We start from the raw sequence: 14,450 nt of genomic DNA, 5'->3' as shown, positions 1-14,450 counted from the left end.
AGTCAACCTGCATCTATGTCGGCTAAAACTGTAAACATTGAACTCATTGTCGGTCTCGGCAATCCGGGTTCTAAATATGAGCAGACACGACATAATGCAGGCTTCTGGTTTGTTGAAGAAATTGCGCGCCTAAAGGGCGCGCATTTTCGTCCTGAAAACAAATTTTCAGGTGATGTTTGTAAAGTCGTGCTAGAGGGCCGTGATGTCTGGTTGCTCAAACCCGTCACCTTTATGAACCGCAGTGGTTTAGCAATAAAACAGCTGGCCTCTTTCTACAAAATTCCCACTGAAAATATATTGGTCGCTCATGATGAGCTCGATTTAGAGCCAGGTACTGTTAAGTTAAAAACTGGCGGTGGTCATGGTGGGCACAATGGCCTGCGCGATACGATTGCGCATATGGGAAAAGAATTTAACCGATTACGAATTGCAATCGGTCACCCGGGTAATCGGGATCAGGTGTCGGACTATGTGCTGCACCGGGCATCGCAAGATGAGCAAATCAGCATAGATAATTCAATAGATGATGCTTTAAGAGTGCTCCCCCTGCTAGCTGAAGGCAGCTGGGAAAAAGCCGTGCATCGTCTACACAGTAAATAACCAGTACACACAGGAAAACATCATGGGTTTCAAATGCGGCATAGTCGGTTTACCAAACGTAGGTAAATCCACCTTATTCAACGCACTTACACAGGCCGGTATTCAGGCGGAGAATTATCCGTTCTGCACCATTGAGCCTAATGTCGGTATGGTGCCTATGCCTGACTCACGTTTAGATGCATTAGCTGAAATCGTAAAACCCGAGAAAGTACTGGCTACTACCATGGAATTTGTTGATATCGCGGGTTTAGTTGCCGGAGCATCCAAGGGTGAAGGCCTGGGTAATAAGTTTTTAGCCAACATTCGTGAAACCGATGCGATCGCACAGGTTGTACGTTGTTTTGAAAATGATGACATTGTTCATGTGGCCGGTAAAATCAGCCCGTTAGATGATATCGATGTTATCAATACCGAGCTGGCACTGGCGGATATGGAATCGGTAGAAAAATCGATTTTTAAAACTGCAAAAGTGGCTAAATCCGGAGATAAAGATGCAAAAGCAAAAATCGCCGTATTAGAAAAAGTAAAAGCGCATTTAGACGAAGGTCTGATGGTGCGCACCATGGGGCTGAGTGAAGATGATGTTTTACAGGTTCGAGATTTACATCTGTTAACAATTAAACCCACCATGTATATCGCTAATGTGAGCGAAGATGGCTTTGAAAATAACCCCTTGCTAGACCAGATAACCGAGCATGCGAACTCAGAAGGCGCTCAGGTAGTTGCTGTCTGTGCATCAATTGAAGAAGAGTTAATTGAGTTGGACGAAGAAGAGAAAAAAGACTTCCTCGATGAAATGGGGCTTGAAGAGCCGGGTTTAAATCGAGTAATCAGAGCGGGTTATACATTGCTTGGTTTGCAAACGTATTTCACCGCAGGTGTAAAAGAAGTAAGAGCCTGGACAGTAGCAGTAGGCGCAACCGCACCACAGGCGGCGGGTGTAATCCATACAGACTTTGAAAAAGGCTTTATACGTGCCGAAACCATGGCATATGATGATTTCATAGAGTACAACGGTGAAGCTGGCGCTAAAGATGCGGGTAAGCTCAGAGTAGAAGGTAAAGATTACGTCGTACAGGACGGAGATGTGCTGCATTTCAGATTTAATGTATAAGTAGCGCTGTTATTCCTGCGTAGGCAGGAATCCAGTGTCTGTCGGTAAATGGAGCTATTTTGATGATAGAATATCCCCAAACAGCCTTGACAAAACCTCCGAAAACAAGCAAAATTCGCGCCCTCGTTGCAGTCAATATTAGCAATGACTACTTAGTAAAAACGGCTACATAGCTCAGCTGGTTAGAGCACATCACTCATAATGATGGGGTCCCAGGTTCAAATCCCGGTGTAGCCACCATATTTATATCAAAACAGCCACTCTATAGAGTGGCTGTTTTGTTTTATACCCATTAATTTTTTATAGCAGTAGATTTAATATGTTAAATACTTTCAGAACACTAAGCATTATCGAAGGCCTTTCACTCATCGCTCTTTTCATGATCGCCATGCCAGCTAAATATTACTTCGCTGCATTTGATATTGTGTGGATAGTTGGTATGACTCACGGTTTGCTCTGGTTGGCTTATGTTGTTTTATCACTGGCCGTGAGTCACAAACAGGGCTGGTCGGTAATGTTCTGGATGTTAGTGATAGTGGCATCAGTTATACCCTTTGCCTGTTTTATTCTTGAAAGAGAATTGAAAAAAGAAAAATTAGAAGTCGCAGTATAGTTTCTATTAAAAGGGGACGGCGGGATTAAATTTTAATCCCTCCGTCCCCTATACTTTGAGATTGCTGTCATCGAGAATACTTCTTTTTTAGTAACAGGATGATAGAAATACACTATTTATGAAGCATCTGGTTCAGAAGTTGTTGTAGAAAATGACGACGACTAAGCTAAATTGTTAGTTGACACAGAAAAGCTCATCACCTGTACAGGTGATGAGCTTTTTTTATGTTTGATACAAATCAAATGTCAGGTCTGTATTGCTTCGTACAATTTCGTACAAACTGTTTTATTTTTTATCTAACTCACTAATAAATAAAAAGAAAATTTATTGTACTGTTATGCACGATTTTTGACGAACGAAACAATAGATAAATCTCCATCAACTGTTTAATCTTTTAATCACAAATTGAAATGAAAAAGCTGGCCTTCGGTGAATTCATAGCAATTTATAATTAAATGTAAAAATAATTGGAGAAACAAATGAAAGTGAAATCAACGTCTACTGTAAATCAGTGGGTTAAAAAATCAGTATGTGGTGGTGTGTTACTCGCACTGGGTCTAACAATGGGATCTACAGCAGCGGTTGCTGGTGCTCCAGAATCAAAGCAGGGCTTCAAGCCATTTACACCGGTTAGCCGAATCGCATCAATGAATGTTGTTCGCGTAAAAGGTCAAATTGACTACACTGCAAGTTATGCAAAAGCACGCGAAGCTTCAGTTGCGCTGGCAACTTATGTAGCAAGAATGAAAGAAGCTGATCAGCTGGGTAGTGATGTTATTCAGGGTATTGACTGGAAACTGGGTGGTACTAGTAAGACATGTATAGATACCCGTGTATGTACTGATGATGAAATCAACCATGCGGTACTGGCTATTCCTTCACCTGATCCTATTAATCCAAATGATGCAACTTATGTAGAAACTGGTGTGGTAACAAAAGCCAATACCAAGAAAGCCAATGTACTGGATTTCTGTAATGGTAAATATGCAGCACTGGCGATGGGTGTAGATCCAATTACAGGAAGTGCTGAAGACGGTACGGGTAAATATATTGTGAATGGTTATTCACATGCACCTGCTCTACCTTGTGAAGTTTCTATCTGGTTAGACGAGGATAAAATTTATGTAGATATGCTTGATCCATCAGCAATCTTTACTCTGTTCTTCAGCGATGTACTCGTTAGTGAAGAAATGGCAGATAGAGATTTCAGAGATGCACTATATGCAATGCCTCCACAGGTTAAAGATGAAATTAAAGCAACTATCTATGCCGCTCTGTTAGATTTTGATCCTGCAACGAAAATTCTGGATAAGAAAATTGGTCCAGTTTATGACAGCATGGAAGATATCATTGAAGTAGTCGCTTCAAGTGATCAGCAATCTCCATACAAGCACGTAGGCTATACCAAGGTTGATGGTGGTGTATTTACTGAAACTGAATCTAAAACAGTAGCACAGACTATTATCGATACATTAAGTAAAGAAGCTGAAGGTTCAACACCTGGTGTTCACCCAACAGTTATTGACGAAGAAACAGGTGCAACTCTTGATAGTATTCTGAGTCCTAAATCAAGTTGGAGATCAGCACGTATAGCGCCTATCTCTATCCCTGGCAAAAACCACATCATCGAAGCATGTTCTCCTTTATATGCGAAGATGGCGATGAGCACGGGTCTTTCTCACGTAAATGCACTGCCATGTGAAATTACTGTGAAGATCATTGACGGTGGTACTAAGCTGGTAATTAGCTACCTTGACCCTGACTTCATGCTGAAATCATTGTTTGCTGATATTTCAGAAGAAGATAAGTCAAAGTTTGGCGCAATCCCTGGTCTGATTATGACTGACCTGCAGAACATTGTTAAAGCGGCACTTGAAGTTAATTCAGGTATTGCTATGAACGAAGGTGTTCAAATCAAGTACAACATGCTTCCATAGCATATAGCGTTAAAGGGAATCTTCCCTCGTGGTTTGCAGCACTGTCATGATTATTCACCCACGAATAACATGGCAGGCAAACCCGGGGGAATTTTTTACCCACAGTTTTAATTACCCGGTTATATTATGAACAAATTATTTATTTTTTTTATTAGCTCTTTTTTATTTTTAATAAGTACAGCATCAAGTGCTGTCGAATATAAACTACCGGATGTAAATGGCAATATACAGTCACTGGAACAATACAAAGGAAAGTGGGTTGTTGTAAATTACTGGGCAACCTGGTGTGGTAGTTGTATTAAAGAATTACCTGATCTTGCTAAATTGCATGAAGAAAACATAGATTCTAATATTGTTGTTATTGGCATTAATTATGAGACGATTAACAAGACTCAATTAAAAGGTTTTGTTGGCGCTTACGAAATCCCATACCCAGTCTGGCTTAGCGAAGAAGTGAGGGAAACACCGTTAGGCGTGGTGCCCGTACTACCTACTACATATATTGTAGATCCCGAAGGAAATGTAGTTGCCGGTGAAGCAGGTGTAATCACAAAACAGGCACTGGAAGCTTATATTTCTAAACAAATGTTATTAGAAAAATATGTTAAATATAATAGCAAACAGAATAGTTAGCTTATATATTCTTAATTACAATTTGTCCTGATATATGTGAACAATGTCGATTAAACAACTTATTATTTCAATATCTATTTTTCTTTTATCTTCTCAGTTATTTTCTCAGGTAACGTCTGCTGCAGAGGCTATCAGTTTCTCGTCAAAAGATTTACAGGGTGATCTTCATACGATTGAACGGTATCGTGGCAAATGGATTGTTGTTAACTACTGGGGGATCTTCTGTGGGCCCTGTTTGAGGGAGATGCCAGAACTCAGTGTTTTTCACAATCAGCATAAAGAAACTGATGCGGTGGTTTTAGGTATTAACCAGGAGGAGTTACCCATAGAGGTGATGGCAAGTTTCAGGGACAAAATGAAGATTAGTTTTCCACTGTTATCAGTGCCGTTTGAGCAGGTAACCCCGTTTGGAAATGTCACCATTTTACCTACAACATTTATAATTAGCCCTGAAGGTAAACTGGTTGCAAGGCAGCAGGGGGCTATTACCATGCAGATGCTAGAAGATTATATTCAACGTAATAAACATGAATTCCAGAACAAAAAACAGCCTACAAAGTCGAACGAAAATAAAAAGTCACTTTAGTTTTTTTAAGTCTGTTATTAGAGATAAAATCGATCACTTTCAAATCATCATTTTTCTATTCTGGACAGCAGTTTAAATTATTCAATAAATAAGCATTTTTTCCTGATCCGACCGAATTTCTCGAATAATTTTTATCAATTATCAAAAAAAGTTGGGTTTATGGTCAGCTTGCAACTAAATATTTTTGAGTAATTGCGGTTAAATACAATGTTTATTTTTAACAGTGGGTTGTAACTTGTTGATATCCAGCGATATTGTTTCTTATTAAAAATCAACGAAAATGAACGAAGTAATTCATGGCATCTTCTGGTTTGTTAGCTAAAGTTATTAAGCAGATAGTGATTACATATCTGAGAACTCCTCCCCCTTACTATCAATTTAAATGACTTCAACTTGAATTTTACTGTGAAAATTTTTAATTTTTGCATGTGATTAATTACAACAAATATAATCCTTGAGGGGAAATATAGATCATGAAAATTGTTAAAAAAACTGGCTTATTGAAAAAATGTTCATCCATTGGTCTTGCTGCTGCTTTTGTACTTGGCATAAATGGATGCAGTGATGATTCTGCTCCTTCAACATTCACACCGTTTGAAAGAATAGCGACTCTGGAGGTTGTGAAAAATATAGATGGCAGTGTTAATTATGCTGATACATACAGCAAAGCACAGACGGTAGCCGATGCCATTCACCTGTACATTGAGAAAGAGGATGATGTTGCTGCGTCAGGATTTCCTGCAAACTGGATCATTGGTGGTTCAGATGAAGACCCTGCAACACTCAGTGATGCTATTTTACAGATACCCTCAATTGAGACTATTGATCCTGATGATGCAGAATCCGGAGCGTATAAAGTTAAAGTAATGGATATATGTAATTCCTACTATGCCAAAAAGGCACTAGGAGCAACAAATGTAGTTACTGATGATGATACATCGAAAGTCGCTAATGGATTTATTCATGCGCCAACTCTACCCTGTGAAGTAACAGTGTATAACGATGGTGAAAACATTTACGTTGATATGCTAAATCCTGAAGCTATCTTCAGCCTGTTCTTTAGTGATGTTGTTTTTGGTCCTCAAATGGAAGATGCGGCTTTCGCAGATGAAATTTCCAAATTACCTGGTGCAGTTAAAAATGAGCTAAAAGCCATTGTTTACCATGCATTAGATGCTGCAGATCTTTCCTATACTGCTTTATCAGAAAAACTGGGGCCTGCTTATACAGAAGACGAGATACTTAGTGTTGTTGAAAACTCACCCTATAACTCTCCATATCTTCATTATGGTTACATGAAGAATGACGGAACTGAATTTACGTCAGCACAGGTTAAAGAAGTTGCTGCTACGATTATTGAAACGATGGCAGATGAATCTGGTGTTCAAAATGGTATTCATAATCCTGTCCTTGATTCAATATTGAGTGAGGGTTCAAGCTGGCGTTCAGGGCGTGAGTTACCACTGGGATTACCTGGTGTTGGTGCAGATGATGGTGCAGCTGGTTACAAGAACTTCGTGATTGAGGCGTGTTCACCTAAATATGCAAAAGAAGCTTTGGCAACAGGGCGTCATCATGCTCCTGCATTACCCTGTGAAATAACTGTAACGGCTATTGAGAGCACTTCGGGTAGTGGTGATTACGATATGTTAGTTATTAGTTTTCTGGAGCCCGGTTTTATGTTTAATGTTCTGTTCAAGGATGCTTTTGCTGCTATGAGTACTGAAGAAATGGATAGCTATAAAGAGTTGCCAGTAGCAGTGCTGGATGATTTACAGAAAATTGTAAATTACTCAGTCTCTCTTGATCTTCCTGCGGCAGTATCAGGAATGAATCTTATTCCTCTAGGTGAGTTAACTTATGACATGATACCAGTGTCTCAATAAAATTTAATGTTCTGATTTAAAGGGTGGAGCTGAAATTCTGGCTCCACTTTTTATTTTCTGATGTAGATAGAGTTAAAATGTTCAACGTCCTGGTATTAAATTTTTGTAATTTAGACGTTAATAGAAAATAAAAGACTGAGATCTGGTGTTCTGCTGATTCTGATAAAAATTGTTCTAATAGGTCGGCAATGATTGTGGCTTCTAAAGATAAAAAATCTTACCTGTTTTCGTTATTCTTAGTTATCACTCGGTTGTCTGCTGCCGTGGTAAGTGACTCTATTTTTGTCTGGCGGAGCCATGCTCTTTATTGGTGCCTAGTAAATATGAATTTATTTTTCATGTTCTCTAATTTTCGCAAATATTAAAAAATGAAACTTCTGAGCTGTCTCCGGGCCGGTATAGAGGTATTAGCACATGAAAAAGGTGAATAACTAACTCGTTTTTTATAATACAAAATTCGTTTAAGGCAGTTTGGCGAATATACTAAAATGGATGATCATAATGATGATGTACTAGATTCAAATTCCGGTGTGTTTACCATGTTTATAAAAAATATTATTTCCCTATAACGCAACTTCCTTAGTAGTGTTCTAATTAAATATTAATTTTGAATAGTGACAGATCCAGTAATTTCAAATAATAGAGATTATTGTGTTCTGTCATCAATGTGTCTATTGATGATTATTGAGAGATACAAAATCAGGCTAAGCGGTAGTATCAACATTGTTGCCAACATTAGAGTCGGGGTCAATACGTTGTGTTGAAGCGACTTCCTGATCGGCCTCTGATTCTGGCACATCTGTACTGGAGGCTGACTGAACCTCACTCGTCTCTGGTGGAGGTGAGATCGAAATAGCCTGTGAAGCGTTACCAGCGGGACCTGTTACATCCATAATCTTCTCCTTAAAATTGTAATCAACTGATAATGTTTTTATCAGTAACTATGAATTTTAGTAGATAAAGCAACTTTATATTCTGCAGTTCGTCAGTTAAATGAAGGTTAAATCCGGGTCAGGGTGAACCTGATTACTTGTAGAAAACTGTGTTTAATAACACTGCGAATGTGGGTGGGATGCACTGATTTTTGTATTATTTATATTTCGAAGAGATGTAGTTATAAGTGTTAGAGAATATTTTCACAATATCTAATGGAACTGTAAAAAAGCGTGCACTATCAGAATTTTCTGTCTCTGATTGTTCAAAGATACAAGGAATTTCCAAATAATGTCTGTAAAGTGTTTAAAAACGTGTGAGTTTAAAATCAATTTAATCATAAAAAATATAAACAATATGTTAGTAATAAATCAACAAAATCTCAGGGAGGTGCTGAAGTAGGGATAAAAATAATGATGTAGTAAGTGCTGCCTGTTAAGTATATGCGGGAAAAGTAGTAAATTATTAATAAAATCCCAATTGAATTAAATCAAAGTTCAGATGAGTTTGTACAGGCTCGCGCTCAATTCTACCACGCTAAAATGACTCAATGGTCCTAAGTGTCATTGTTTCCAGTTGTTTTCTTAATCTTAATTAACTACATTTTAAAAATATTTCAATATCATTTATGGAGAAGATATGAAGTTAACAATAAAGAATAAGTTGTTTTTAGGGTTTGATTTGGTAGTGATTATTGTGGCAATAATATCTGTTAATAGCATTACTAAATTAGATAAAGTTAATCAGGTTGAGCATCAGTTAATTGACTTGCGATTACCAACAGTTATGGCCGGAATACAATTAACCGATGGTAATCATTTGTCTCTTGCTAGCTTGCGCGGTTATATGATTCGAGGCAAGGGCCCCGCATTTAATCTATATCCACCTGTAGTTTAATTTCTGCCTGTTTTTCCATTTGATGTATTGCTTTGGTCAAGTCGATTTTATGTGGATTTTCCTTGCTTTGTTGTTTAAGAGCCAGATAAATATCCTGTTGTTCTAGTGTGTAACCCTCGCCATTTTCGTCCTGAATATAAGCAGCCCAGGGAATAAATTTTGTTAATGGAAATAGTTGGTCTTCGTCGGGTGAGATGTCGATATGCAAGCCGGAAATAAATACTATTTTTTTACCCCGGTAGGCTTTTTCTTTTATGATAGTTCGGTATGTTCGATCAAACTCAATTTGAGTATTTATCTGTGCTGCACTAAGTTCGGGTGATTGGCTACAGATTATTTCAGGCATAGATTTAATCAGGTTGTGATTGAGTATACCACTGGCAAGTGTGTTATCTGTATTATGTTTAAAATAAAAGTGCTCTGGCAGCAGGCGTCTGTTGAAAGCTGATTTTTTGTCAGGCCAGTTAGTATTAACGAGTTTAATAAGTTCATCTGATGCCTGAAATGCTTTAGCGGTGCTGTAAGTATGTTTAATTACAGTGTTATTAATAAGCTTGTCCAGATTTAAAAAAATACCTTGCTCTCTATCCGTGTTTAGCAGTTGATTATCGATAATAATTATTTTCTGACCATTTTCAATATTTAGTGCAATATGCTGGCAGGCAAAATCATACTCTTCTTTATACCAGTGAAGCACGCCACAAATGGCCCCACAATCCTCAGAGAACTCGTGTTTCTCTGTTTGCAATCGGCGATATAAGCCAAACTCATTATTTGCAGAGTTATAACCTACGTGGCTAGCCTGAATAAGTACTACGTCTTTTCCGTGTTGTGCATGTGGGCCATGTCGGTCAGTAGCTACTACACCACCAACACGCCCATGATTAAACGGGAAAGTTGCAAAGTGTTTTGCAATTAGAATAATAGGAAAACCCTGGTTTTCATCAGAGCAGAAAGCACGTGAGGGCATGATGTTATTTGCTTTCATACCAAGTGACAGGCAATAATTAAATAAGCGGGGTGCGAAATCACTATAACGCATTGCTACATTATCAATATGGAAGTTTGATATGTAATTTATTGGCATGATGTTTAAATATAAATTTTCCCATTATTTTAGTTATGTTTTGAGTATAGATTATTAAAAGCCGTTGTTCATTTTTCAGTAATACTATAAATAAAAATAATAATGCGAGTGCTTTAGGATAGCGCCGATTTATTTTCTTTGGATTCAATTAAACGGGGTTAGTAAGTAATATCTTCTTTATTTGTGTAGCGGTGTGTTTCTTGAACATGCGTATGTGTTTGAACGGTGTTGTGAAAATGATTAGGGTTCCTCAAGGGATACCTGATTTCTGCCATTATGTTTTGAGCCATACAAAGCTCTATCTGCTCGATCAAATACACTGCTGGATGTATCACTGTCGGCTCTGAACTGAGAAACACCAAAACTACAGGTTAATTTCATGTCAGAAGGCATGGGAGCTTCACTAATAATCTGACATAGTCGTGTTGCGATATCAGATGCTTCAAGCAGTTTTGTTCTTGGTGTGAGTAATACAAACTCTTCACCCCCATGGCGTGCAAAAATATCGTATATCCGTTTTGTTTCAGTTACCAGTTCACTGACACGGATGAGCGCTTTATCTCCAGCCTGATGTCCATATTCATCATTTATTTTTTTGAAATGATCGATATCGATCAAAATTAATGAAAATGTGGCTTTTTCATCACACCATTCATTTAACATCTGTTTGTAGTGGCCATGATTATAAGCGCCAGTGAGTGGGTCACGTTTAGAGATCCATTTGAGTTTATTATTTAATAATATTATTCGAGCTGTCATTACGCCAAAAATTAAACCGATAACACCGGGTGCGATAAAGTAAAAAGGCTTAAGGTGGGTTAGCTGAAAGGTGTATTTCATTTGAAAATAACCTATAACACACGTGAAAACCAACCAGATAAGAATGGATTTAAAATAGGTCTGAAATTGAATCGAGTGACTGGGTAACATTAAATAAATTATAAACTTAAACTGTGAAAATGGCGGTATACAGATATATTAGTTCATATATCTAACTGACGCAGGTTTATAAAGTAATTAAATAAAAATTAATTGCTAAACAGCTGGTGGGTTTAGAGCTGAAACTCAGTTTATTCTGAGATGTCTGTAACTATACCATCCACATCTAAAGTTACTTCAAACTGAATATCCAGTTGCCCTTCTGTCATGCAGGAGGCTGTATGGTTAGCGTCGGTAGTATTGGATTTTAATAATATATTAGATAAACGATCGTATTTAGCTAGATCGATTGAGGGTGTAGCTGTAGCTAGCTTTATTAAGGCAGATGACATAATTTTTAACCATTATTCGTTAATAAGAAGAACCGGTTGTAAAATTTATTATCATTTGGCTTTTACGCTTATCAACAATTTAGCGTAAGTATGGATTTAGAAATATGACATAATTCACATTATTTCGAATTTCTTGATTTGTTGTTATATAAATACCGGTATTTCTTCTTTTGGATGATTTACTGAAAAACTGATGGGTATCAGGTGTAACGTGTTGATTTTTATCCGATTATTTTGTCTGTATTTCGCGTTATCTGATGCCGCTCATGCGATGAGGGCTTATTCAGAGCCTGTTCTGTCCGGTAATAGTGCTGTTATTTTAATGTATCACCATGTTTCAACTGAATCTCACCCGGACACCAGCGTCAGCCCTGATGTGTTTAAACAGCACATGCAGTTTATTGAGGATAATGAATATATTGTCTGGCCCTTAATTAAAATATTAATGTACCTTAGTACCGGTAAACGCATACCCCCTAAAACCGTTGTATTGACCTTTGATGATGCTTACAGTTCTGTATATAGTGAGGCTTTTCCCATTTTAAAAGACCGGGGCTGGCCTTTTACGGTATTTGTTACCACGAACTATATTGGTGAGGGTTATCGTAATTTTATGAGCTGGCAGCAGTTGAGAGAGATACAGCGTTATGGTGGAGATGTGGGAAACCACAGTTTGTCTCATACACATTTTGTGCGTCAAACTTCAACAGAAAATGAAATACAGTGGCGCCAGCGTATTATTAATGAAATACACCAGGCGCAGTTAACCTTGCAGCAACACGTTAAAAATCCTGTCAGAGTGGTAGCTTATCCCTATGGCGAATACTCAAATAAAGTAAAAAATATATTACGAGAAATGAATTATTTTGGTCTCGGGCAGCAGTCAGGTGCAGTGAGTTATTCAACTGATTTTCAGGCTATTCCACGTTTTTCAATCGCAACCGGTTTTGATTCAATAGAAGATTTTGAAATTAAAATATCTAGCCTAAGGCTGCCAGTGACGGTTTTATCTCCATTAGATGGGCTTGTGTCAAAAGATGAAGCTATACCCGTTATGAGAATAAAACTATCACCGGGTAATTATAAAAAAGAAGCACTGGCATGTTATGCATCGGGTCAGGGACGCATACAGGTGGACTGGATTGACCATAGAAAGCTCATAGTAGATGTTAAAGCGAATAAAACCATCAAAGCCGGCAGAACGAAATACAATTGCACAGCCCCTTCTAAAACTGAAGCCGGTGTTTTTTACTGGTTTAGTTTTTTATGGATGAAGCTGCAAGATGACGGTGAATGGTACAGAGAATAATTAAAATAAGAAGTGATATGGATATCGGAATAAAAAAGCGTCCTTGCTCATTTATATATTAAAAATGTAGAAATGCACCAATCATTATGCCTTTAAATTCAAGGTCAGCGTCAACGTTACTCACATCATCAAGCTCAAGGGTGGTTGTTTTATAACCTGCTTCAAAACCAATTATGCCCATTTCATAAATTGCGCGTAAACGAACATCCTGATAAGTGACATCTGACAGACTAATGGTATTTATATCTGCACCAACTGAAAAGCCACTAAACGGAAGGTCAAATTGAGCCGCAAGATATAACATCGGTACAGTTTCAGATACGGAAACGGTTTCAGTATCAATGGTGAATTCGCCATCCAGTTTTCGAATATTTAAACCAAAATCAAAATTCACCCAGTTATCAAGCAAACGCCAGTAGAGTATTGCATCCGTTGTATCCAGGTCTATGGATGAATCACCGGTAACTGTAACGCCATTGAAATCTAAATTAGTTGCGGTTCCGGTATGCCCCAGAGTCGCACCTTCAATGCGCAGGTTTGGTAGAAGAGGGATGAAGTGTTCAAATGCTGCATAATAATAAATATCAGATTCTTCACTATAACTCAGGTCTGATTCTACATTAATAACATCATCACCAAGGGTCCCAAATGTACCGTTAGCATCATGATTCCATGAGCCGCCACCTACGTATAGGCCGAGTGCATCTGCACTTGCGTTGCCTGTGCCGAGTGATAAAGCCAGTAAAAGTGGTAATTTAAAATTGTTCATACTTAATGCACCTGATAAGAAAACTAATGTTAGTTTAGTTGATTATTTTATTTCAATATGTGAAATAGTATAATTTTTGGCATTTTATGTATATAAATTAACCAAATGTTCTAAAGGTGAGGTTAATTCTTGGTGAAGGGATGTTTTTCATTTTAGGTAAACAATGCAACCAGTTATTCTGTGTGGTGCCTTTCATTACTAATAGAGTACCGGGTTCTAATAAAAGTGAAACTGTTTGCTTGCTGGTTTTATGTTTTAGAGAGAACTTTCTCTCAGCACCAAAACTAAGTGAGGCAATATTCGGGTTTTTACCTAATGTGCTTTCATCATCACAATGCCAGGACATTGCCTCATCCCCATTATGATATAAATTTAATAAACAGGAGTTATAGGTTACATTTGTGTGGCTTTCAACGATTGCTTTTAACGTTAAAAGCTCTTTTGTCCAGCAAAGTGCATGTCTGGTAATATTTGAATAACGATAAGCGAAATTATTGTCACCGTACCACGCTACTTTGCGTTTGGTAGTAATGTGTTTGCCATAAATTATAACCTCATCATTTTTCCACTCAATATTGTTGAGTAACCCCTGTAAATAAAGCTCACTTTCCCGGACTGAAAAAATATTGCCGAAGCAATTGACCTCTCCATCACAGGGCAACAGATTTAAAGCTGGATCATAGTTAAATAAATTCATGTTACATCTCCAGCATTAAGTATCATTGCTGTTAATAATATTTCAATCGATTTGTCTGCTTTAATAATGTGGTGTTTGATAAAATCAATATTATCAATAAGTTAACTTCTCATCTTAT

At 37.8% G+C, this 14,450-nt stretch carries 15 protein-coding genes and 1 tRNA gene; 10 read left to right on the top strand and 6 right to left on the bottom strand.

Annotated elements, in window-relative coordinates; translation table 11 throughout:
• Positions 1 to 15 precede the first annotated feature (15 nt).
• The 8 genes from DIZ80_15220 (at position 16) to DIZ80_15185 (ending at position 7,369) form a co-directional block, all read left to right on the top strand.
• Positions 16 to 600, top strand: a complete 585-nt coding sequence (locus DIZ80_15220; GenBank protein ID RDH81435.1) for an aminoacyl-tRNA hydrolase — start codon at positions 16 to 18, stop codon at positions 598 to 600.
• A gap of 22 nt (positions 601 to 622) precedes the next feature.
• Complete coding sequence (locus DIZ80_15215; GenBank protein RDH81434.1) at positions 623 to 1,714, top strand: redox-regulated ATPase YchF; 1,092 nt, start codon at positions 623 to 625, stop codon at positions 1,712 to 1,714.
• 163 nt (positions 1,715 to 1,877) lie between these two features.
• A tRNA-Met gene (locus tag DIZ80_15210) sits at positions 1,878 to 1,954 on the top strand.
• 79 nt (positions 1,955 to 2,033) lie between these two features.
• Positions 2,034 to 2,327 carry a hypothetical protein gene (locus DIZ80_15205; GenBank protein RDH81433.1) on the top strand — a complete coding sequence of 98 codons (294 nt, stop codon included), beginning with the start codon at positions 2,034 to 2,036 and terminating at the stop codon, positions 2,325 to 2,327.
• Positions 2,328 to 2,806: 479 nt separating this feature from the next.
• On the top strand, positions 2,807 to 4,264 hold the full coding sequence (locus DIZ80_15200) for a hypothetical protein (GenBank protein RDH81432.1): 1,458 nt from the start codon (positions 2,807 to 2,809) through the stop codon (positions 4,262 to 4,264).
• A gap of 126 nt (positions 4,265 to 4,390) precedes the next feature.
• Complete coding sequence (locus DIZ80_15195) at positions 4,391 to 4,897, top strand: hypothetical protein (protein ID RDH81431.1); 507 nt, start codon at positions 4,391 to 4,393, stop codon at positions 4,895 to 4,897.
• 43 nt (positions 4,898 to 4,940) lie between these two features.
• The gene (locus tag DIZ80_15190) at positions 4,941 to 5,483 is read left to right on the top strand and encodes a TlpA family protein disulfide reductase (protein RDH81430.1); all 543 of its coding nucleotides are present in this window, start codon (positions 4,941 to 4,943) and stop codon (positions 5,481 to 5,483) included.
• A 473-nt stretch (positions 5,484 to 5,956) separates the two neighbouring features.
• Positions 5,957 to 7,369, top strand: coding sequence for a hypothetical protein (locus tag DIZ80_15185; protein RDH81429.1), 1,413 nt, complete (start codon positions 5,957 to 5,959; stop codon positions 7,367 to 7,369).
• A gap of 704 nt (positions 7,370 to 8,073) precedes the next feature.
• Here DIZ80_15185 and DIZ80_15180 read toward each other — a convergent pair.
• On the bottom strand, positions 8,074 to 8,262 hold the full coding sequence (locus DIZ80_15180) for a hypothetical protein (protein ID RDH81428.1): 189 nt from the start codon (positions 8,260 to 8,262) through the stop codon (positions 8,074 to 8,076).
• A gap of 679 nt (positions 8,263 to 8,941) precedes the next feature.
• Here DIZ80_15180 and DIZ80_15175 point away from each other — a divergent pair.
• Positions 8,942 to 9,199, top strand: a complete 258-nt coding sequence (locus tag DIZ80_15175) for a hypothetical protein (GenBank protein RDH81427.1) — start codon at positions 8,942 to 8,944, stop codon at positions 9,197 to 9,199.
• Here DIZ80_15175 and DIZ80_15170 read toward each other — a convergent pair.
• The 3 genes from DIZ80_15170 to DIZ80_15160 form a co-directional block, all read right to left on the bottom strand.
• A complete protein-coding gene (locus DIZ80_15170; protein RDH81426.1) occupies positions 9,174 to 10,286 on the bottom strand; it encodes a hypothetical protein in 1,113 nt (370 codons plus the stop codon). The two genes, DIZ80_15175 and DIZ80_15170, sit on opposite strands and share 26 nt — an antisense overlap.
• Before the next feature lie 240 nt (positions 10,287 to 10,526).
• Positions 10,527 to 11,216, bottom strand: a complete 690-nt coding sequence (locus tag DIZ80_15165; GenBank protein RDH81425.1) for a hypothetical protein — start codon at positions 11,214 to 11,216, stop codon at positions 10,527 to 10,529.
• 140 nt (positions 11,217 to 11,356) lie between these two features.
• Positions 11,357 to 11,557 (bottom strand): hypothetical protein, encoded by a 201-nt coding sequence (locus DIZ80_15160; GenBank protein RDH81424.1) that lies wholly within the window; start codon positions 11,555 to 11,557, stop codon positions 11,357 to 11,359.
• Between the two features lie 193 nt (positions 11,558 to 11,750).
• Here DIZ80_15160 and DIZ80_15155 point away from each other — a divergent pair, with 193 nt between their 5' ends.
• The gene (locus DIZ80_15155; GenBank protein ID RDH81423.1) at positions 11,751 to 12,866 is read left to right on the top strand and encodes a hypothetical protein; all 1,116 of its coding nucleotides are present in this window, start codon (positions 11,751 to 11,753) and stop codon (positions 12,864 to 12,866) included.
• Positions 12,867 to 12,924: 58 nt separating this feature from the next.
• Here the strand turns inward: DIZ80_15155 and DIZ80_15150 are convergent, their stop codons facing one another.
• Both DIZ80_15150 and DIZ80_15145 read right to left on the bottom strand, forming a co-directional pair.
• On the bottom strand, positions 12,925 to 13,635 hold the full coding sequence (locus tag DIZ80_15150; GenBank protein ID RDH81422.1) for a hypothetical protein: 711 nt from the start codon (positions 13,633 to 13,635) through the stop codon (positions 12,925 to 12,927).
• 97 nt (positions 13,636 to 13,732) lie between these two features.
• Positions 13,733 to 14,332 carry an alpha-ketoglutarate-dependent dioxygenase AlkB gene (locus DIZ80_15145; GenBank protein ID RDH81421.1) on the bottom strand — a complete coding sequence of 200 codons (600 nt, stop codon included), beginning with the start codon at positions 14,330 to 14,332 and terminating at the stop codon, positions 13,733 to 13,735.
• Between the last annotated feature and the right edge of the window lie 118 nt (positions 14,333 to 14,450).

The organism is endosymbiont of Galathealinum brachiosum, assembly GCA_003349885.1.
In the GTDB taxonomy this organism is placed as follows: domain Bacteria; phylum Pseudomonadota; class Gammaproteobacteria; order SZUA-229; family SZUA-229; genus SZUA-229.
Note: the sequence above shows the minus strand (reverse complement) of the source record. Positions and strands in the feature narration are given on the sequence as shown.